Source organism: Sphingomonas prati (genome assembly GCF_014643515.1).
GTDB classification, from domain to species: domain Bacteria; phylum Pseudomonadota; class Alphaproteobacteria; order Sphingomonadales; family Sphingomonadaceae; genus Sphingomonas_R; species Sphingomonas_R prati.
The window spans coordinates 542,041-559,893 of the sequence record NZ_BMJP01000002.1; the positions used below are offsets into that span (position 1 = coordinate 542,041).

Consider the following 17,853-nt stretch of genomic DNA (forward strand, 5'->3'; position numbering starts at 1 on the left):
CGATGACGATGGAACGGTCGGAGAAGGCGGGCCTCGCCATATCGGTTGCGGCGCATGCGGCGCTGCTGGCGGTGCTGTCGCTGGGGCTGCTCGCACCGAAACCGCTGCCGCCGAAGCCGGTGAGCGACCCGATCGACATCCAGTTCGCCGACGAGGTCGGGCTGGTGTCCGGCGCGCCCGAACCGGCGACCGAGGTGCCCGCGCAGTCCGAAGCGCCCGAGCTGGGCAAGCCCGAGGAAGCGTCCGCCGCGGAGGCCGAGCCCGCGCCTCCCGAACCGCGCCCGACGCCGCCGCCGCCGGCACCCGAGCCGGACCCAGTGCCGGTGCCGAAGCCGAAACCGACCCCGCCGGCCCCCGCGCCGACGCCCAAACCCACGCCGAAACCGAAACCGAAGCCCACCCCCGCGCCGAAACCGGTGCCGAAACCCGTGCCCAAGCCGGTGGTAAAGCCGACGCCGAAACCGACGCCCGCAAAGGCGAAACCGACGCCGGCCAAGCCCGCGCCGGCCAAGGCCGCACCCGCCAAGGCCGCACCGAGCAAGGCGGCGCCGTCCAAGGCTGCTCCGTCGAAGGCGGCACCGTCCAAGAGCAATGGCCGGCCGGCGCCCGGCAAGGCCGCGACCGCGACGGCGAAGGCCGGGGCGGGCACGGGCAAGCGGACCGCGGGTGCGGCGCTGGGCGATGATTTCCTGAAGGGGATCACCGCAGAGAAGAGCACCAGCAAGACGCAGACGCCGCGCGCCGCGACGGTGAGCGCGACGCAGATGGCGGGCTTGGTCGGCGCGATCCAGCGGCAGTTGCTGCCGTGCGCGGACCGGCGGTCGAGCCCCGGGCCGGGATCGAACCGGATCGTGACGCGGATGCGGTTGCAGTTCCGCAAGGACGGGACGCTGGCGACCGCGCCGACGGTGCTGGGCCAGACCGGCACGGACGACGAGAATGGCCGGTACGCGACGCGCGTCGGCGAACTGGCGATCGGCATCGCACGCGAATGTTCGCCGCTGAAACTGCCGCCCGAACTCTACGAGGTCGGAAACGGGCAGGGTTGGAACGATATCGTGATACGCTACAAGCTGCCCGGATGAGGATGGACATGACGCGCACCCTTTCGATCATGATCGCGCTGCTGGCTTCCGGGACCGCGGTCGCTCAGACGCCGCCGCCTGCACCGGCCGCGCCCCCCGCCGGCGCATCGAGCGGACCGCTCGAGGTCGACGTGGTCGGCGGGATCTCCGCGCCGATGCCGATCGCGGTGCCGGTGATGCCGACACCCGCCGCGGCCGGCACGCCCGCCGGCGATACCGCGTCGCTGGGGCGGCAGGTGTCGGAGATCATCACCAACGACCTGCGCAACAGCGGGCTGTTCACACCGCTGGTCGGGTCCGCGCTGCGCCCCGTGTCGTTCCCGCAGGTGACCGCGCCGGACTTTGCCGGCTGGGGCAGCACGGGCGCGCAGGCGCTGGTGCAGGGTTTCGTGCAGGCCAATGGCGACGGGACGCTGACGGTTGGCTGCTATCTGTACGATGTGTTCGCGCAGACCGAACTGACGCGGCAGGGCTTCGTCGTGCCGCCGGCGCAGTGGCGGCGCGCGGCGCATAAATGCGCGGACCAGGTCTATACGCGGCTGAGCGGCGAGGGGCCGTATTTCGACAGTCGCGTGGTCTATGTGTCGGAGACCGGGCCGAAGACGCGGCGGCTGAAGCGGCTGGCGGTGATGGACCAGGACGGTGCCAACCACCGGTTCCTGACCAACGGCCGGTCGATCGTGCTGACCCCGCGGTTCGCGCCGAACCAGCAGACGATCGCATACATGTCGTTCGAGAACGACCGGCCGCGAATCTATGTCTACGACGTGGGCAGCGGCAAGCAGCGGCTGGTGGTGAACCAGCCGAACATGACGTTTGCTCCGCGCTTCTCGCCGGACGGGCGGTCGATCGTGTTTTCGATGTCGGTCAACGGCAATACCGACATCTACCGCGTGCCGACCAGCGGGGGCACGCCGCAGCGGCTGACGACGTCGCCGGGGATCGACACGGGTGCGAGCTATTCGCCGGATGGCAGCCGGATCGTGTTCGAATCCGACCGTTCGGGCGGGCAGCAGCTTTATGTGATGGGCGCGGACGGATCGGGCCAGAACCGGATCAGCTTCGGCGGGGGGCGCTACGGCACGCCGGTGTGGAGCCCGCGCGGCGACCTGATCGCGTTCACCAAGATCGGGGGCGGGTTCCGGATCGGGACGATGACGCCGGGCGGCGGCAACGAGACCATCCTGACGAACGCGTGGCAGGACGAGGGGCCCAGTTGGTCCCCCAATGGCCGCGTCATCCTGTTCTTCCGGACGGGGCAGGGCAGCGGGAAAGCGGATCTGTGGTCGGTCGACCTGACCGGCAAGAACCTGCGCCCGGTGCCGACCCCGCTCGACGGATCCGATCCTGCGTGGGGGCCGTTGCTGCCCTGATGCATCCGCCAGACTGTTCTTAAAGGCCGAGGCGGGGCCGCGAATGTTCAAGGGAGACCGAACATGAACCATCTGACGAAACTGGTCCTGGCCGGCACCATGCTGGTCGCGGTCGCGGGTTGCGCCAAGAAGAAGCCTGCGGTCCTGCCGCCGCCCCCCGCCGGTTCGGGCATGATCGACGACGGCACGAACAACGCGCCGACCGGTGGCGCGATCGGTGGCGCCGCGGTGCCCGGCAGCCGCGCGGACTTCATCGCGCAGGCCGGCAGCGACACGGTGCTGTTCGTGACCGACAGTTCCGACGTCGATTCCGAAGCGCAGGCGATCCTGCTGCGCCAGGCGCAGTGGCTGCAGCGCAACCCGAACGTCCGCGTGACCGTCGAGGGGCATTGCGACGAGCGTGGGACGCGCGAGTATAATCTGGCGCTGGGCGATCGCCGCGCCAATTCGGCGAAGAACTTTCTGGCATCGAACGGTGTCGATGCGAGCCGGATCTCGGTCATCAGCTACGGCAAGGAACGGCCGGTCGCGACCGGTTCGGACGAGAGCGCATACGCTCAGAACCGCCGTGCGGTGACCGTGGTGCCGGTCGGCGCGGGTTCCATGTGATTGCGGCGGGGGCCGGGCCGGGGGTGCGATGCGTGCGCCCGGCTTGGTACCTGCGAGGCTGGGGCTTCGAGACCTAGAAGCGCGCCAGTCGTCCCGGCTGCGATCCTCGTTGAAGGCTGTTCGCTCCAGGTGTAACTTTGCGCCGAACTTGGAACGGTCGTCATGGCGGATACGGGCAGGCAGGTCTGGTTTCGGGCGAAGTCGTTTGGCTATGGCGCGGGGATGCCGGTGGCCTGGCAGGGTTGGGCCTTGCTGGTCGGAAGCGTCGGGGCGCTGGTCGTGGCGCGGCACTGGTTGGATGGTGCGGTCGGCGGTGGCGCGGTCCTTGCCATCGTGGCGGTGATGGTGTTGCTGGCGGCGCGGCACACCGAAGGCGGGCGGTGGCGCTGGCGGTGGGGGCGTTGAGGTTTCTGCTTTTCCGTTGAGGTCGCGTTTGGGTGCTGTTGCACTCACCCCCAACCCCTCCCTTGAAAGGGAGGGGGCTTGTTGTTGCGCTACCTCGGTCGGCAGCGCTTGTGATCCTGGATCCCGGATCAAGTCCGGGATGCGGTTGAGTAGTGCGGGACGCGTGCTCCTTAGCTGATTCCTAATCCCTACCGCTCACTCCCCAGCACGAAGTCGCGCAAGGCGCGGGCGTCGTGGAGGGCGTTGTGGGGGACCTTGCTGTTGCGGGCAGTGGAGAAGCCGGGGGTGCGGAGATATTCGAAACGGAGGCCGGGGAGGTCGACGACGTCGGTCTCCGCGGTCATCAGCAGGCGGCAGAACAGCGCGATATCCTCCGGCCAGTCGGCGACGATGACGGGGTCGCGGTCCGCGCGGAGATAGTTGGCGATGTCGTGCGCGGCGGCGATGCGGTCAAGTTCGGTGTGAAGCATCGGCGGGACGCTGCGCAGATAGGGGACGACGTGGCGCGCGACCCAGTCGTGGAGTTGGTCGGGGAGCGGCAGGACGACGTAATAGTCGTCGTCGCCATGTTCGGCGGCCAGGCCGACGCTCATCAGTTCGCCGCCGAAGCCGTTGAACTCAGTGTCGAGGAAATAACGCATCTCAGCGGCGGCGCGGGCGGGGGACGCGCGACGGATCGGGTGCGACGTCGCCGAGCGCCTCGTCGAGGAGCTTGGCCAGACGGAGACCGCCGAGCGCGACCTGGCGGCGGGCGAGCGGGATTTCGCGGGCGATCGCCTCGTTCGACAATGTCGGGCGGCCGGCCGGTTGCGGGCCACAGCCGTCGCCGCCGAGGAGGTCGGCATAGGCGGTGTGCGACGCCTGCCAGCTTTCGCGCGACCAGTCGGCCACGCTGCCCGCGGCGGCGGCGGGGCGATCGGCGGCCGGGATTTCGGACAGCACGCCGAGCGCGCCGCCGGGGGGCGTCGAGATCGCGCGATCGGCGAGCAGCCCGTCCCACACGGTGTGCAGGTTCCGGCGGCCGGCCATGATACCGTAGTTCGCGGGCTGATCGTTGCCGCCACGATCGGAGCGGTCGCCGGCGTGGAGTGGCTGATGCAGATCGCCGACGAAGTGGACGAGGAAGGCGAGCGCCTCGATCCTGTCGACCGTCGGCAGCTTCGCGTCGTGGAGCATGCGGGCGGCGCGTTCGATCTGTGCGGAGACGCAGTTGCCGTCGGCGCACGGCGTCTTGATGTCGAACGGCTTGCAGATGTCGACGTTCTGATAGTGCCAGCTATAGGCGTAACTGAACCGGTCGCCGAGCGGCTTGACGCAATCGGGCCAGACGCTGGCGTCCTCGATCGAGCGGATCGGGCAGGTCGGGGTGCGGAGCTGCGGCGATTGCGCGATCAGCCGGCGGATCGCGGCGCGGGTCTTGGGGCTCACCTCCGCCATCGCGATCGTGGCGATGGTCTGGTGGCCATATTCCCACCACGCGGCGGCGGGGCCGGCGGTGAAGAGCGCGACAAAGGCCAGCAACGGCGCGGCGATGCGAAAGGGGCGAATCATGGCTTTCCGCTACGCCCGTCGTGGGATGAAAGCGAGCAGCGATCAGGGGGCGAACACCAGGATCAGGAAGACCGCGAACATGGACAGGTGCACTGTGCCCTCCAGGATCGTGGTGCGCGTGCCGGAGAAGGTGAGCGTGCTGAGCACCAGTGTGATCGCGAGCAGCACCATGTTGGCGGACGAGAGCCCGAGCACGACCGACTGGCCGGTCAGCACGCCGATCAGCAGCACCGCCGGCACGGTGAGGCCGAGCGTGGAGGCGGCGGCCCCCAGGCACAGGTTGATCGCGCGAGTGAGCTGGTTCGCGTGGACGGCGCGCAGGGCGGAGATCGCCTCCGGCGTGAACACGATCATGGCGATGACGACACCGCTGAGCGCGGCGGGGGCGCCGAGTGCGGCGATGCCGGCGTCGAGGAGCTTGGCGAGACTCTTCGACAGGATGACGATCGGCAGGATGTTGGCGAGCAGCAGGACGACGTGGCGGCCGGTGGTGGATTTCGACGTCGCGGCGTCGGCGTGCGGCATCGGGGTGGCTGGGGCGTCGGCGCCTTCGGCGGGTGGCAGCGCGGCGGGGGCGGCGCCGGCCGGCACGGGGCGGAAGAAGCTGCGGTGGCGACCGGTCTGGAGCCAGAGGAAGACGCCGTAGAGCGCCACCGTCAGCAGCGAGAACAGCCCGGACTGCGCGGTGGAGAGCGTGCCGCGGACCGTGGTGGTGGTGAAATTGGGGATGACGAGCGCGATCATCGACAGCGGGATGGTGATCGCGAGATAGGCGCTGGCGCCCTGGAGGTTGTAGCTTTGCTGGTGATGGCGGAGGCCGCCGATCAGGAGGCCGAGCCCGACAACGCCGTTGAGCACGATCATCAGCACCGCGAACATCGTGTCGCGGCCGAGCGTGGGGACGTCTTTCGACCCGAGCATGACGGCGGCGATCAGCGCGACCTCGATGATCACGATCGAGAGCGTCAGGATGAGCGTGCCGAACGGTTCGCCGAGCGCCTCGGCCAGCTCCTCCGCCTCGTGCACCACGCCGAACGCGGACCAGAAGATGATGCCGAGCAGCCAGGCGAACAGGAGCCCGGCGAGCGCGGGGCCGAGTGCGGCGGGGTCGATGGTCGGGGCGAGGAGGGCCGCGGCGACGGTCGCCCATGCGGCGGGGAGGCGTAGGGTGGAGAGCTTCATGACGCCAAGGTTAGCGACAGGGGGGCGGTGGGTCGAGGGTGAGGTGGCTTCCTCCACCCGTCGGGGGGAGGGCTGGGGTGGGGGGCTTTTCTGGGTGAAGCGGTTGGGGGGAGTTCGCCGTTACTGCGAGGGGAGTTCTTGAGTGAGGCTCGCTCACCCCAAGCCAAGCCCCCCGCCCCGACCCTCCCCCCGGTGGGGGGAGGGGGTTAGGTTGCGCTTCACTCGTCGCCGTAGATCGCGACTTCGGGGGGGGCGTCGTGGGTAGCGATGGCGCGGTACATGCCGGGGGTGTTGAACGCCCAGCCGCCGGAGCCGTCGGGGCCAACGACGATGACGCCGCCCTTGCCGCCGAGTTCGCCCAGTTCGTCGATGATGGTGTCCGCCGCGTCCTCGATCGTGGTGCCGGACAGGCGGACGCGGGCGGCGATCTCGGCCGCGACGCCGAGGCGGATGAAATATTCGCCCGCGCCGGTGCAGGAAACGGCGGCGGCGCGGTCGTCGGCATAGGTGCCGGCGCCGATCAGTGGGGAGTCGCCGATCCGGCCCCATTTTTTCGCGGTGAGGCCGCCGGTGGAGGTGGCGGCGGCGACATGGCCTTCGCCGTCGACCGCGACCGCGCCGACTGTGCCGTATTTCATGCCGATGTCGAACGCGCCGTCGGGATTGGCGAGCATCTCGTCGAGCTGGCGGCGGCGTTCGGGGGTGGCGAACCAGGTTTGGTCGGCCTGATCGAGGCCCTGTTCCTGGCCGAACGTGTCGGCTCCGGGGCCGGCGAGCAGGACGTGCGGGCTGCGTTCCATGACGGCGCGGGCGAGCGTGACCGGGTTGCGCGTGGTGGTGAGCCCGGCGGCGGCCCCGGCGCGGCGGTCGCAGCCGTCCATGATCGCGGCATCGCATTCGATCGTGCCGTCGGCGGTGAAGACCGACCCGCGGCCGGCATTGAAGGCGGGATCGTCCTCCAGCACGCGGATTGCGGCCTCGACCGCGTCGAGCGCGGAGCCGGCGGAGGCGAGGATCCGGCTGCCGGCGAGGAGGGCTGCGTGGAGCCCTTCGCGGCCGGCGGCGTCGGCTTCGGGCGAGAGCGTGTCGCGGGTCATCGAGCCGGAGCCGCCGTGCAGGACGAGCGTCCAGCGGGGGGTGGTGGGGGTCATTGTGCTGGGCTCCGGTTGGTTCTTCTTAGCCCCTCTCCTTTAGGGGAGGGGTTGGGGTGGGGGCTACCTCTTCATCGTCGCAAGGTTATGGGTGAGGTGCTGTTGCCCCCACCCCAACCCCTCCCCTGAAGGAGAGGGGCTGATGGGATCGCGGTTCGGCGTGTCTGATACGGTGCGTTTGAGGTGCTGTTGCACCCACCCCCAACCCCCTCCCTTGAGAGGGAGGGGGCTTTGCTTGGGCTTTCGGGCGTACTCCGCTATATAGGTCGGACACCAACCATCCGGGAAAACCCATGTCCCTCCGTCCGTGGCGCGATATCGTCCGTCGTCCGTCCCGCCAGATTATGGTGGGGAAAGTCCCCGTCGGGGGCGATGCGCCGGTGTCGGTGCAGACCATGACCAACACGCCGACCACCGACGTGCGCGCCACCGTGGACCAGATCCGGCGGTGCGAGGAGGTGGGCGTCGACATCGTGCGGGTGTCGGTGCCCGACGTGGAGTCGGCCGTCGCGCTGAAGCAGATCGTGCGGGCGGCCAAGGTGCCGATCGTGGCGGACATCCATTTCCACTACAAACGCGCGCTGGAAGCGGCGGACGCGGGCGCGGCGTGCCTGCGGATCAACCCGGGCAATATCGGGTCGAGCGCGCGCGTGGCGGAGGTCGTGCGCGCGGCGAAGGCGAACGGCTGTTCGATCCGGATCGGGGTGAACGGCGGGAGCCTGGAGCGGCACCTGCTCGAGAAATATGGCGAGCCGTGCCCGGACGCGCTGGTCGAGAGCGCGATGGACCATATCAAGCTGCTGCAGGACCATGATTTCCACGAGTACAAGGTCGCGGTGAAGGCGTCCGACCTGTTCCTGGCGGTGGCGGCGTATCAGCAGCTGGCCGAGCAGGTCGATTGCCCGCTGCACCTGGGCATCACCGAGGCGGGCGGGCTGATCGGCGGGACGGTGAAGTCGTCGATCGGGATGGGATCGCTGCTGTGGTTCGGGATCGGCGACACGATCCGCGTGTCGTTGTCGGCCGAACCCGAAGAGGAAGTGCGGGTCGGCTACGAGATCCTGAAGGCGCTCGGCATCCGGACGCGCGGCGTGCGGGTCGTGTCGTGCCCGTCCTGTGCGCGGCAGGGGTTCGACGTGATCCGCACGGTCGAGGCGCTGGAGGCGCGGCTGAGCCATATCGCTACGCCGCTGTCGCTGTCGGTACTCGGCTGCGTCGTGAACGGCCCGGGCGAGGCGCGCGAGACCGACATCGGCCTGACCGGCGGTGGGGCCGGCAAGCACATGGTGTATCTGTCGGGGATCACCGACCACACGGTGCAGGACGAGGGTATGGTCGACCATATCGTCCGGCTGGTGGAAGCCAAGGCGGCCGAAATCGAGGCGGCGGAAGCGGCCGCGGAGTTGGCGGCGGAAGCGCAGCAGGGGGTGGCAGCTTGAGCCTGATCGCGATGGCGCGGATCGTGCTGAGGCCCGCGCATTTCGATGAGGCAAAGGCGGCGATCCTGGCGATCGTGCCGCAGACGCTGGCGGAGGCGGGGTGCCTGCAGTTCGTCGTGCATGCCGATGACGCGGCCGCAACTGTCTATCTGTACGAGGAATGGGCGGATGACGCGGCGCTGCGCCTGCATCATGCGCAGCCCTACACCGCCGCGGTGTTCCGGTCTTATGCCGACTGGCTGGCGGAACCCGTCCGGCTTGAGACGATGGCGCGGATCAGATAGCGGCAGATGACGGAGGTTACGATCAGGCGGGTGGAACCCGGCGACGTGGCGGCGGTGCTGGCGCTGATCGTTGCGCTGGCGGTGTATGAGCGGGAGCCGGATGCGGTGCAGGCGACGGCGGCGTCGCTGCGTGAGACGTTGTTCGGTGAGGGTGCGCAGGTGTTTGCGCATGTCGCGGTGCTGGATGGGGCGGTGGTGGGGGTCGCCTTGTGGTTCCAGACCTATTCGACGTGGACGGGGCGACCGAGCCTGTATCTGGAGGACCTGTTCGTGGCGGATGCGGCGCGCGGGACCGGGGCGGGCAAGGCGTTGTTCCGGGCCCTGGCGCGTGAGGCCGTGCGGCGCGATTGCGCGCGGATCGACTGGGCGGTGCTGGACTGGAACGAGACCGCGGCGGGGTTTTACGAGGCGATCGGGGCGCGGCCTTCGACCGGGTGGCAGCCTTGGCGGATCGAGGGTGCTGCGCTGGAGCGGTTGGCGGCGGGGTAGCGTTCGGATCTGGGATGCGTGCCCCGCTCGCGACACACATCCGTACACCCGCGTAGGCGGGGGTCTAGGTCCACGCTCCGACCTGGATCCCCGCCTGCGCGGGGATACGCGAGAGCGGTGAACGTACTCGATACGGCGCCGCCAACTCCACCTTGACGGTTCCCCGGCGCAGGCCGGGGCCTAGATGCAACCGCTGCGCCTAGGCCCCGGCCTTCGCCGGGGAACGACATCGTCGCTCTACTTGTCCAAGCCGCTAGATAGGGCAGCGGCCCGCACCGCGTGACCATCAATGGCCCGGATCGCATCTGCCGGGCCGAGGCGTAGGCCAGGACGGGGCGTTGGATTGGTTCAGACCCCGCGGCTAGGGTGCAACATAGAAAAGGGGCGGTGCATCGTTGGATGCACCGCCCCTTTTCGTTTGGGTTCAGGCGGCGACGTCGCCGGTGTCGTCGATCTCCGCGCGGGGGCGGCGGCGGCGGCGGGGCTTGTCTTCCGTCGCGCCGGCATCGGCGGCGACCGGTTCGGGGCGGGGGGCAGGTTCCGCGGCGGCCGGGGTGGAGAGGAAGGCGGGCGGCAGCGCGAGCTGATCGATCCGTTCGTCCGTCTCGGTCGGGGCCGCTGCGCGGGTGCGCGGGCGACCGCGGCGCGGGGCTTCGGCGGCGGCCTCTTCCGGGGCGGCCATCGGCGCGGGCGCGGGCGCGGCCTCGACCGGCGGCATCAAGTCCGGCGTTGCCTGATCAGCCGCGGGGCGGCGGGTGCGCAGGCGGCGGGGGGCCGCTTCGCCGGTCTCGCCGGCCGGCTGGGCGGGCTGCTGCATCGGCTGGGGGGCCGGCTGCGACGCGGCGAGCGGAGAGGCGACGGGGCCGCGATCGGACGACGGGCGCGTGGCGGTGCGGTCGGCGCCATCCTGCTGGTCGCGGTCCGTGGGGCCTTCGGCGCGGCCCTCGGCACGGATCGTGCGGTAGGTCTGGCCTTCGTTGCCGCGTTCCTGACCGTCGTCGCGCTGGCGCGGGCCGCGGTCCTGGCGCTGGCCGTCTTGCTGTCCGTCGCGGCGCGGGCGGTCTTGACGGTCCTGGCGGTCGCCGCGGTCGGGGCGGGGGCCACGATCCTGGGCGTAGCCGTTCTGGTCCTGACCGTCGGCTTGCTGGCGGTCCTGGCGGTCCGAACGGGGGCCGCGGTCCTGATAGCCCTGCTGGTTCCCCTGCTGACCGTTGCCGTCGCGGTTGCGATCCTGACGATCCTGGCCGTTGCCGTTGCCGTTGCGCTGGTAGCCCTGGCCGTCGCCGCGGTTGCGGTCTTGGCCCTGCTGGCCGCCATTCTGGCCCTGGCCGTTCTGGCCGCGGTCCTGGCGGTCTTGGTAGCGGGGCTGCTGGTCGGGACGCGGATCGTCGAAGCTGTCGGTGATGTCGCCTTCGCCGTCGTCGGCGTAGTCATCGTCCTGGTAGCTGTTAGCGCCCTGCGGCTCGCCTTGGGGGCGGCGCTGTTCGTCCATGCGCGCGCGGGTGTCGGCCAGCACGCGGAAATAATGGTCGGCGAACTGGAGATAATATTCGGTCATGACGCGGTCGCTGGCCATCTGCGCGTCGCGGGCCAGCGCCTTGTACTTCTCGAGCAGCTGCGCTGCGTTGCCGCGCGCGCGATTGTCGATCCGGTTGCCCTGTTCGGGCCGACCGGTCCCCCCGCCACTGCCGCTGCCCTGGGGACGCACACCGTTGCGGCCACGGCCACGGCGGCCGTTCTGGCGATTGTTGATCAAGTCGCTGTCCTTGTCGTACGTGGGATGTTTCTCACCACTTCGTCATGCCGGGCCCATCCCGTGGAGTGTGCCGGCACCGTCCGGAGCAGTGATGCGATCCGGTGACCGCAGACGCTTCGGCCCTTTGCCTGTCCGCGCCCCGGACAGAGGCGACGGTGCAGATAGGGGTGGTGGCGACCATGTCCGGGCGTCATCCGCCGCTGGAACCTGATCCCCGTACAACCTCTAGGCAGGTCCGAGGCCGATTCCAAGCGGAATTACGGGGGTGCGGGTGGAATTCCAGTTCGGTGGGGGCGTTACCTTACGGCTTTGCGGGCGTGGCGACGATGCAGCGGTCGCGGCCGGCGAGGTCGTGGCGGGTGGTGGTGGCGAGGCCGTGGGCCTGGAACAGTGCGGTGACGGCGGGGGCTTGCGTTGCGCCGATCTCGACCGCGGCCATGCCGCCGGGGGCAATCTGGCGGGCGAGGAGTGGGGCGAGCGCGCGGTAGTCGTCTAGGCCGTCCGCGCCGGCGAACAGCGCAGCGTGCGGTTCGTGGTCGATGACGTCGGGCTCGAGCGGTTCGGCGGTGCCGATGTAGGGCGGGTTGCAGAGGACGAGGTCGTAGGCGTCGCCGGTACCGTGCCAGCCGCCGGGCATGATGCGGGCGCGGTGGCCGAGGCCGAGGCGGTCGGCGTTGGCCTGCGCTTGGGCGAGGGCGGCGGGGCTGGCGTCGATGCCGGTGCCGGTGGCGGTTGGCCATTCGGTCAGCGCGGCGAGCAGGAGTGCGCCGGAGCCGGTCCCGAGATCGAGGATCGTTCGCGGGCCCAGCGTGCCGAAATGGTCGAGCGCGGCCTCGATCAGGGTTTCGCTGTCGGGGCGCGGGATCAGGACGCCGGGGGCGACGGTGAGGTCGATGCTCCAGAAGCCGCGCGTGCCGGTGATGTAGGCGATCGGCTCGTTGGTGAGGCGGCGGGCGAGGAGGGGGGGGAAGGTGTCCGGCGTGGGGGCGTCGAGGTGGGTGAGGAGGAGCTGGTCGCGGGTGGTGTTCAGGGCGTGGGCCATGAGGAGTTCGGCGTCGAGGCGGGGGGTGGTGCTTTGGGTGAGGAGTTGGGTTGCCTGCGCGAGCGCTGACCGGACTCCCTCCCCCCCATGGGGGGTGGGGTGGGGTGGGGGGTTGTTCTTGGTGGGACGGTCGCCGCCAGCCGCAGCCCCCCACCCAACCCTCCCCCCAGAGGGGGGAGGGCTTTGTTTCGCGTTTGCTGAACGACCATCGCTTGTGGCCACCCCTCTCCCAACCCTCTCCCCAGGGGGGAGAGGGCTAGAAGGTGTGTTGTCCTCAGCCATCGAGCGCTGCGAGCCTGGCGGCTTCGTCCTCGGCGATCAGGGCGCCGATGAGTTCGTCCATATGGCCTTCGAGGATTTCGGGGAGGCGGTGGAGGGTGAGGTTGATGCGGTGGTCGGTGACGCGGCCCTGCGGGAAATTATAGGTGCGGATCCGTTCGGAGCGGTCGCCGCTGCCGACCATCGAGCGGCGGGCGCCGGCGCGGGCGCTGTCGACCTTTTCGCGTTCGAGGTCGTAGAGGCGGGAGCGCAGGACGCGGAGCGCCTTGGCCTTGTTCTTATGCTGCGACTTCTCGTCCTGCTGGATCACGACCAGCCCACTCGGCAGGTGGGTGATGCGGACCGCGCTGTCGGTGGTGTTGACCGATTGCCCGCCGGGGCCGGATGAGCGGTAGACGTCGATCCGCAGGTCCTTCTCGTCGATCTGGACGTCGACCTCCTCCGCCTCGGGCAGCACCGCGACGGTTGCGGCCGACGTGTGGATGCGCCCGCCCGATTCGGTGACGGGGACGCGCTGGACGCGGTGGACGCCCGATTCGAACTTCAGCCGGGCGAACACGCCGGCGCCGGTGACGGAGGCTACGACCTCCTTGTAGCCGCCCATGTCGGCGGCGGAGGCGGACATCAGCTCGACGCGCCAGCCGCGGTCCTCGGCATGACGCTGGTACATGCGGAACAGGTCGCCCGCGAACAGCGCCGCCTCGTCCCCGCCGGTGCCGGCGCGGATCTCAAGGATGGCGGAGCGTTCGTCGGCGGCATCGCGCGGCAACAGGCTGAGCGCGAGCGCGCGTTCGGCGGGGGGGAGGGCGGCCTGGACCTCCGTCAACTCCTCGGCCGCCATCTGGCGCATGTCCTCGTCCGCGTCGCGCGTCATCTCGGTCAGGCTGTCGACCGCGGCGCGCAGTTCGCGGACCTTCGTCGCGGCCTGCGCCACCGGTTCGATCTCGGCATAGTCTTTCGACAGCTGGACGAACTGTTCGGCGGGCAGGTCCGCCTTGGTCATCATCGCGGACAGCTCGTCGCGCCGCGCCTCGATCTGGCGGATGCGGTCGGGGGTGATGGTGGTCATGCGGTGGGGGGTTCCGGTGGTCTGTCTGGCGGCTTGGACGTGTAGGGGGACGATGTTGTTCCCCGGCGGAGGCCGGGCCTGGGTGAAGCGGTGGCGTCTAGGCCCCGGCCTGCGCCGGGGAACGGTCGGGGGTACGGACCTGCCTCGCGTGGGTGGCCGGCATCAGGCGTAAGTGCCGGGCAGGGCGGCGCGGATCGTTGGGAGCATCGCGTCGGCCTTGGCGCGGTCCTTTGCCATATGGACGAGGTTGAGCGGCTCGGCCGCATCGGTGCCGCGCAGGTAGAGGGCGTATTCCGCGCCGGCCTTCGTCGCGATTTCCATCCGGCGCTTCGGCTTGCCGGCGAAGGCGAGCGTGGCGGCGATCCCGGCACGACGGAGTGCGGCGACGACGGTCTGCGCCTCCGCGTCGGTCGCGCCGTCCGGGATGATCGCGACTGAACCCGTTTCGGTAGCAGGCGCATCGATCAACATGCCGAGCCGCTCGATCCCGGCGGCCCAGCCGACCGCGGGGGTGTGCGGGCCCCCGAGCGTCTCGATCAGGCCGTCGTAGCGGCCGCCGGCCAGGACGGTGCCTTGCGCGCCGAGCCGGTCCGTCACGAACTCGAACGCGGTGTGGCGGTAATAATCGAGCCCGCGGACAAGGCGGGCGTTGCGGGTCCAGGCGACACCGGATGCTTCCAGCCCGCGGGTGACGGCCTCGAAGAACGCGCCCGCCTCCGCCGACATAGAGTCGTCGATGCCGGGGGCGGCGTCGGCGATCGGGCGGTCGCGCGGGTCCTTGCTATCGAGGATGCGCATCGGGTTCTTGGCGAGGCGGACGAGGCTGTCCTCCGACAGCTCGCCGCGGTGTGCCTCGAAATGCGCGACCAGTGCGGCGCGCCAGGCGTCGCGCGTGGCGGCATCGCCCAGCGTGTTGAGCTGCAGCGTGACGTCATCGGCGATCTCGAGTTCGCGGAGCAGCTGGTCCGCGAAACTGAGCAGTTCGACGTCTGCGGCGGGCTCGGCCGCGCCGATGATCTCGGCATCGACCTGGTGAAACTGGCGGAAGCGGCCCTTTTGCGGGCGTTCGTAGCGGAACACCGGGCCGTGGACCGCGGCCTTCAACGGCGCGTGCTGCTGCCAGCCCTCGGTCAGGTAGGCGCGCGCCAGGCCGGCGGTGAATTCGGGGCGGAGCGTCAGCGATTCGCCGCCGCGGTCGTCGAACGAGTACATCTCCTTCGACACGACGTCGGTCGTCTCACCCAGCGAGCGCGCGAAGACGGCGGTCGATTCGAAGACGGGGATCTCGACGCGGCGGAACCCGTAGAGCCGGCGAACGCGGTCGAACATGTCGACGACGTGGTGGAAACGGTCCGCAGTCTCGCCCAGCATGTCCTGGGTGCCGCGGATCGGGCGGGGTGTGGCAATCTTGGTCATGTCGGCCCGCGTCCTAGAACGGATCGCAGGCACGGGGAACCATTTGTGCGCCGCGGGCCGGAGTCGTGCGACCGGCTGGTTCGTTTCCTACAATCCGTTCCAGATACCAGATGACTGGTGCAGAAAGCAGTTAAATGGTGCTTGAGCGTAGACGGGCGCCGCGATACTCCCCCCACCCATGAACATCGAATATATCCCGATCGGCGACGATCCGCCGCACAGCCTCAACGTCATCATCGAGGTGCCCGTTGGGGGCGAGCCGGTGAAGTACGAGTTCGACAAGAAGTCGGGCGCGCTGTTCGTCGATCGCATCCTGCACACGCCGATGCGCTATCCGGCGAACTACGGCTTTGTGCCGCACACGCTGTCGCCCGACGGCGATCCGCTCGACGCGCTGGTGGTGGCCCGTTCGCCGTTCATCCCGGGCTCGGTGGTGCGCGTGCGGCCGATCGCGGTGCTGAAGCTGGAAGACGAGGCCGGCGGCGACGAGAAGCTGCTGACCGTGCCGGTGGACGCGACGTTCCCCTACTACAGCAAGATCACCGAAAGCTCGGACATGCCCGAGATCGTGATGCAGCAGATCGAGCACTTCTTCACGCACTACAAGGATTTGGAGAAGAAGAAGTGGGTCCGCGTCGGCCAGTGGGGCGACACGGCGGAGGCCAAGCGGATCATCGTCGAGGCGATCGAAGCGGCCAAGGAAGCCAAGGCGAAGGGTGAGAATCCCGGGTCGCAGCTCCAGGGCGATCGGCCGATCAAGGAATAGTATTCCGACACCAGACCCCATCCTGCCCCGATCGCCGTCGGCGGCGTAGGGCAGGATGGGTGCGGGTCAGCTGCCGGACGTCAGCTTCAGCCCGCCGATGCACAGCACGACGCCCAGCACGAGCGCGATCCGCACGGGCGTGACCGGTTCCCCGAACCACACCATGCCGACGATCACGGTGCCGAGCGCGCCGATCCCGCCCCAGACGGCGTAGGCGGTGCCCATCGGAATGGTGCGCGCGGCGACCTCCAGCAACGTCATCGACAGCGCGACCGACACGAGGAAGCCGAGCGTCCAGGGCAGGTTGCGGAACCCGTCGACGAACCGCAGGCAGGTGGTGAAGCCCACCTCCCCCAGTCCGCCGAGCAGCAGCAGCCCCCAGGCGATCATTCCGGCGGCAACGGGCGCGGGCGGTGATTCTCATCGAGTGCGACGAAGGTGAAGACACCTTCGGTGACCTTCACCTCACGCCGGCCGCGGTCCCGGCTGGCGACGACCTCGATCCGGATCGACATCGACGTGCGGCCGCGGCGTTCGACCTTGGCATAGACCGAGATGACATCGAGCAGCAGGATCGGCTGGAGGAACGCCATCGCATCGATCGCGACGGTGGCGACCGCGCCGTCGGCGGTGCGGCCCGCGACGATGCCGGCGGCGATGTCCATCTGGCTGAGCACCCAGCCGCCGAAGATGTGACCGTTGGCGTTGATGTCGCCCGGGCGGGGGACGACGCGCAGGACGGGTTCGTCAGTGCGGGTTTCGACGGGTGCGGTGATCGGTGTGTCGGTCATGTTTCGTCCTCGTGGATGGCGGCATCGGCATCGTGGCCGCTGCCGGAACTCAGGAAGGCCAGCCCCATCAGCGCCGCACCGAGCAACACGACGCCGCCGACCCCGGCGATGGTCGAGACGACCAGCGCAATCGTGAACGGCGCGCCGGCGCTGTGCAGGTAGAACAGCGCAGCTGCGATCGCGACGGCGGCGGCCAGCAGCATCCAGCGCATCAGCCGGCGATACCGCCCCCAGGCGAAGGCGGCATAGTCCGGATCGGCGAGCCGGTTGCGTGGATCGTCCATGGGCATAGTCCCGCTGGTGGCACGGATGCGTGCAGCCTGTGGCCTTATCCCGTGTCCGGGCGCATCATCAACCCGTGGACGCGGACAATGCCGCGCCGGACAGGGAGGATGCGGAGATGACGATCGCGCGGATGATGCGGGGACGGGATGGCGACGTGGTTGCGGTACAGGTCGATACGACCGTGCGCGCGGTGGTGGCCCTCCTGGCGGAACGCCGGATCGGGGCGGTGCCGGTGATGGACGGCGACCGGGTGGTCGGCATCCTGTCGGAACGCGACCTTGTCCATTGCCTGGCGGCGGAGGGCGCGGCGGTGATCGACCGGACTGCCGAGTCGGTTATGACCGCGCCGCCGATCACCGTAACGGGCGACATGCCGGTGCTGGCCGCGCTGTCGCTGATGACCCGCCGGCGGATCCGGCACCTGCCGGTGATGGAGGGCGAGCGCATGGTGGGCTTCGTCTCGATCGGCGACCTGGTGAAACACCGCATCGACGGCATCGAGGCGGAAGCCGCCGCGCTGCGGGATTACATCAGCGCGGGGTAGGGGAGCCACCCTGTGAGTTCCGCGGCGCAGGCCGGGGCCTAGGTCAGACACCTGTGTCCAGGCCCCCGGCTTTCGCCGGGGAACGGAGCTGTGGAGGCGGGTACGCGACTCACACCTACGCCTGATTCGCCAATTCCAAACCCCCAACCCAGCCCGTCAACCACCTCCACAGCCCCCGCAAACCGGCATTCTGAGCCGGTTCCACTCCCTTCTGCCACAAAACTGCAATTTGATATTGACCCCCGTCGTTGGTCCGCCTAGAAGCTTTCTTGTCAGTGGCGCTTCACCGGAAACGGGATGAGGCGCTGAGGCAATCCTGGATCGCTTATGTGATCAC

19 protein-coding genes and 1 pseudogene are annotated in these 17,853 nt (G+C 69.6%); 9 read left to right on the forward strand and 11 right to left on the reverse strand.

The window, feature by feature from the left end; all coding sequences use genetic code 11:
• The first annotated feature begins 8 nt into the window (after nucleotides 1-8).
• From tolA to IEX50_RS10455, 4 genes are all read left to right on the forward strand, one after another.
• Nucleotides 9-1,085 carry a cell envelope integrity protein TolA gene (gene tolA / locus IEX50_RS10440; protein WP_157176824.1) on the forward strand — a complete coding sequence of 359 codons (1,077 nt, stop codon included), beginning with the start codon at nucleotides 9-11 and terminating at the stop codon, nucleotides 1,083-1,085.
• Nucleotides 1,086-1,087: 2 nt separating this feature from the next.
• A complete protein-coding gene (tolB, locus tag IEX50_RS10445) occupies nucleotides 1,088-2,458 on the forward strand; it encodes a Tol-Pal system beta propeller repeat protein TolB (protein WP_157176823.1) in 1,371 nt (456 codons plus the stop codon).
• Nucleotides 2,459-2,521: 63 nt separating this feature from the next.
• Nucleotides 2,522-3,067, forward strand: a complete 546-nt coding sequence (gene pal / locus IEX50_RS10450; protein ID WP_157176552.1) for a peptidoglycan-associated lipoprotein Pal — start codon at nucleotides 2,522-2,524, stop codon at nucleotides 3,065-3,067.
• 162 nt (nucleotides 3,068-3,229) lie between these two features.
• Nucleotides 3,230-3,472, forward strand: a complete 243-nt coding sequence (locus tag IEX50_RS10455) for a hypothetical protein (protein WP_157176551.1) — start codon at nucleotides 3,230-3,232, stop codon at nucleotides 3,470-3,472.
• 188 nt (nucleotides 3,473-3,660) lie between these two features.
• Here the strand turns inward: IEX50_RS10455 and IEX50_RS10460 are convergent, their stop codons facing one another.
• From IEX50_RS10460 to IEX50_RS10475, 4 genes are all read right to left on the reverse strand, one after another.
• Nucleotides 3,661-4,113, reverse strand: coding sequence for a hypothetical protein (locus tag IEX50_RS10460; RefSeq protein ID WP_157176550.1), 453 nt, complete (start codon nucleotides 4,111-4,113; stop codon nucleotides 3,661-3,663).
• A 1-nt stretch (nucleotide 4,114) separates the two neighbouring features.
• A complete protein-coding gene (locus IEX50_RS10465; RefSeq protein ID WP_157176549.1) occupies nucleotides 4,115-5,023 on the reverse strand; it encodes a S1/P1 nuclease in 909 nt (302 codons plus the stop codon).
• Nucleotides 5,024-5,065: 42 nt separating this feature from the next.
• Complete coding sequence (locus IEX50_RS10470) at nucleotides 5,066-6,205, reverse strand: calcium:cation antiporter (RefSeq protein WP_157176548.1); 1,140 nt, start codon at nucleotides 6,203-6,205, stop codon at nucleotides 5,066-5,068.
• 218 nt (nucleotides 6,206-6,423) lie between these two features.
• A complete protein-coding gene (locus tag IEX50_RS10475; protein WP_157176547.1) occupies nucleotides 6,424-7,356 on the reverse strand; it encodes an isoaspartyl peptidase/L-asparaginase family protein in 933 nt (310 codons plus the stop codon).
• Between the two features lie 293 nt (nucleotides 7,357-7,649).
• Here IEX50_RS10475 and ispG point away from each other — a divergent pair, with 293 nt between their 5' ends.
• The 3 genes from ispG to IEX50_RS10490 are packed head-to-tail and all read left to right on the forward strand — an operon-like array spanning nucleotide 7,650 to nucleotide 9,568.
• Nucleotides 7,650-8,795 carry a flavodoxin-dependent (E)-4-hydroxy-3-methylbut-2-enyl-diphosphate synthase gene (ispG, locus tag IEX50_RS10480; protein WP_157176546.1) on the forward strand — a complete coding sequence of 382 codons (1,146 nt, stop codon included), beginning with the start codon at nucleotides 7,650-7,652 and terminating at the stop codon, nucleotides 8,793-8,795.
• Complete coding sequence (locus IEX50_RS10485; protein ID WP_229673891.1) at nucleotides 8,792-9,079, forward strand: putative quinol monooxygenase; 288 nt, start codon at nucleotides 8,792-8,794, stop codon at nucleotides 9,077-9,079. The genes ispG and IEX50_RS10485 overlap by 4 nt, the downstream gene beginning before the upstream one ends.
• A gap of 6 nt (nucleotides 9,080-9,085) precedes the next feature.
• Entirely contained in the window at nucleotides 9,086-9,568 is a 483-nt protein-coding gene (locus tag IEX50_RS10490; protein WP_157176545.1) for a GNAT family N-acetyltransferase, read from the forward strand.
• Between the two features lie 424 nt (nucleotides 9,569-9,992).
• Here IEX50_RS10490 and IEX50_RS17455 read toward each other — a convergent pair whose 3' ends face one another.
• From IEX50_RS17455 to hisS, 4 genes and pseudogenes are all read right to left on the reverse strand, one after another.
• Nucleotides 9,993-11,324 (reverse strand): DUF4167 domain-containing protein, encoded by a 1,332-nt coding sequence (locus IEX50_RS17455; protein WP_198350655.1) that lies wholly within the window; start codon nucleotides 11,322-11,324, stop codon nucleotides 9,993-9,995.
• 301 nt (nucleotides 11,325-11,625) lie between these two features.
• A pseudogene (prmC, locus tag IEX50_RS10500) lies at nucleotides 11,626-12,441 on the reverse strand (peptide chain release factor N(5)-glutamine methyltransferase); the annotation flags it as partial.
• Nucleotides 12,442-12,640: 199 nt separating this feature from the next.
• The gene (gene prfA, locus IEX50_RS10505; protein WP_157176543.1) at nucleotides 12,641-13,714 is read right to left on the reverse strand and encodes a peptide chain release factor 1; all 1,074 of its coding nucleotides are present in this window, start codon (nucleotides 13,712-13,714) and stop codon (nucleotides 12,641-12,643) included.
• A 162-nt stretch (nucleotides 13,715-13,876) separates the two neighbouring features.
• Nucleotides 13,877-15,130, reverse strand: coding sequence for a histidine--tRNA ligase (hisS, locus tag IEX50_RS10510; RefSeq protein WP_157176542.1), 1,254 nt, complete (start codon nucleotides 15,128-15,130; stop codon nucleotides 13,877-13,879).
• A gap of 178 nt (nucleotides 15,131-15,308) precedes the next feature.
• Between hisS and ppa the strand changes: the two genes are divergently transcribed.
• Nucleotides 15,309-15,896, forward strand: a complete 588-nt coding sequence (gene ppa / locus IEX50_RS10515; protein ID WP_076068080.1) for an inorganic diphosphatase — start codon at nucleotides 15,309-15,311, stop codon at nucleotides 15,894-15,896.
• Between the two features lie 66 nt (nucleotides 15,897-15,962).
• Here ppa and IEX50_RS10520 read toward each other — a convergent pair whose 3' ends face one another.
• From IEX50_RS10520 to IEX50_RS10530, 3 genes are read right to left on the reverse strand one after another with little or no spacing between them, the layout of a single operon-like run.
• Nucleotides 15,963-16,286: a DMT family transporter gene (locus tag IEX50_RS10520; RefSeq protein ID WP_221237549.1), complete on the reverse strand. Its 324-nt coding sequence runs from the start codon at nucleotides 16,284-16,286 to the stop codon at nucleotides 15,963-15,965.
• Nucleotides 16,283-16,687, reverse strand: a complete 405-nt coding sequence (locus IEX50_RS10525) for an acyl-CoA thioesterase (RefSeq protein WP_157176541.1) — start codon at nucleotides 16,685-16,687, stop codon at nucleotides 16,283-16,285. Before IEX50_RS10525 ends, IEX50_RS10520 begins: the two co-directional genes overlap by 4 nt.
• Complete coding sequence (locus IEX50_RS10530) at nucleotides 16,684-16,971, reverse strand: hypothetical protein (RefSeq protein WP_229673893.1); 288 nt, start codon at nucleotides 16,969-16,971, stop codon at nucleotides 16,684-16,686. Before IEX50_RS10530 ends, IEX50_RS10525 begins: the two co-directional genes overlap by 4 nt.
• A gap of 116 nt (nucleotides 16,972-17,087) precedes the next feature.
• Here IEX50_RS10530 and IEX50_RS10535 point away from each other — a divergent pair, with 116 nt between their 5' ends.
• The gene (locus tag IEX50_RS10535) at nucleotides 17,088-17,516 is read left to right on the forward strand and encodes a CBS domain-containing protein (RefSeq protein WP_157176820.1); all 429 of its coding nucleotides are present in this window, start codon (nucleotides 17,088-17,090) and stop codon (nucleotides 17,514-17,516) included.
• The last annotated feature ends 337 nt before the right edge of the window (nucleotides 17,517-17,853 follow it).

Bases quoted from the DNA above. Each gene is read 5' to 3' on its own strand.
- IEX50_RS10490 (WP_157176545.1), top strand. From the start codon at position 9,086: ATGACGGAGGTTACGATCAGGCGGGTGGAACCCGGCGACGTGGCGGCG.
- ispG (WP_157176546.1), top strand. From the start codon at position 7,650: ATGTCCCTCCGTCCGTGGCGCGATATCGTCCGTCGTCCGTCCCGCCAG.
- IEX50_RS10460 (WP_157176550.1), bottom strand. From the start codon at position 4,113: ATGCGTTATTTCCTCGACACTGAGTTCAACGGCTTCGGCGGCGAACTG.
- tolB (WP_157176823.1), top strand. From the start codon at position 1,088: ATGGACATGACGCGCACCCTTTCGATCATGATCGCGCTGCTGGCTTCC.
- hisS (WP_157176542.1), bottom strand. From the start codon at position 15,130: ATGACCAAGATTGCCACACCCCGCCCGATCCGCGGCACCCAGGACATG.
- IEX50_RS10475 (WP_157176547.1), bottom strand. From the start codon at position 7,356: ATGACCCCCACCACCCCCCGCTGGACGCTCGTCCTGCACGGCGGCTCC.
- IEX50_RS10455 (WP_157176551.1), top strand. From the start codon at position 3,230: ATGGCGGATACGGGCAGGCAGGTCTGGTTTCGGGCGAAGTCGTTTGGC.
- IEX50_RS10525 (WP_157176541.1), bottom strand. From the start codon at position 16,687: ATGACCGACACACCGATCACCGCACCCGTCGAAACCCGCACTGACGAA.
- IEX50_RS10530 (WP_229673893.1), bottom strand. From the start codon at position 16,971: ATGGACGATCCACGCAACCGGCTCGCCGATCCGGACTATGCCGCCTTC.
- pal (WP_157176552.1), top strand. From the start codon at position 2,522: ATGAACCATCTGACGAAACTGGTCCTGGCCGGCACCATGCTGGTCGCG.
- tolA (WP_157176824.1), top strand. From the start codon at position 9: ATGGAACGGTCGGAGAAGGCGGGCCTCGCCATATCGGTTGCGGCGCAT.
- ppa (WP_076068080.1), top strand. From the start codon at position 15,309: ATGAACATCGAATATATCCCGATCGGCGACGATCCGCCGCACAGCCTC.
- IEX50_RS10520 (WP_221237549.1), bottom strand. From the start codon at position 16,286: ATGATCGCCTGGGGGCTGCTGCTGCTCGGCGGACTGGGGGAGGTGGGC.
- IEX50_RS10470 (WP_157176548.1), bottom strand. From the start codon at position 6,205: ATGAAGCTCTCCACCCTACGCCTCCCCGCCGCATGGGCGACCGTCGCC.
- prfA (WP_157176543.1), bottom strand. From the start codon at position 13,714: ATGACCACCATCACCCCCGACCGCATCCGCCAGATCGAGGCGCGGCGC.
- IEX50_RS10465 (WP_157176549.1), bottom strand. From the start codon at position 5,023: ATGATTCGCCCCTTTCGCATCGCCGCGCCGTTGCTGGCCTTTGTCGCG.
- IEX50_RS10535 (WP_157176820.1), top strand. From the start codon at position 17,088: ATGACGATCGCGCGGATGATGCGGGGACGGGATGGCGACGTGGTTGCG.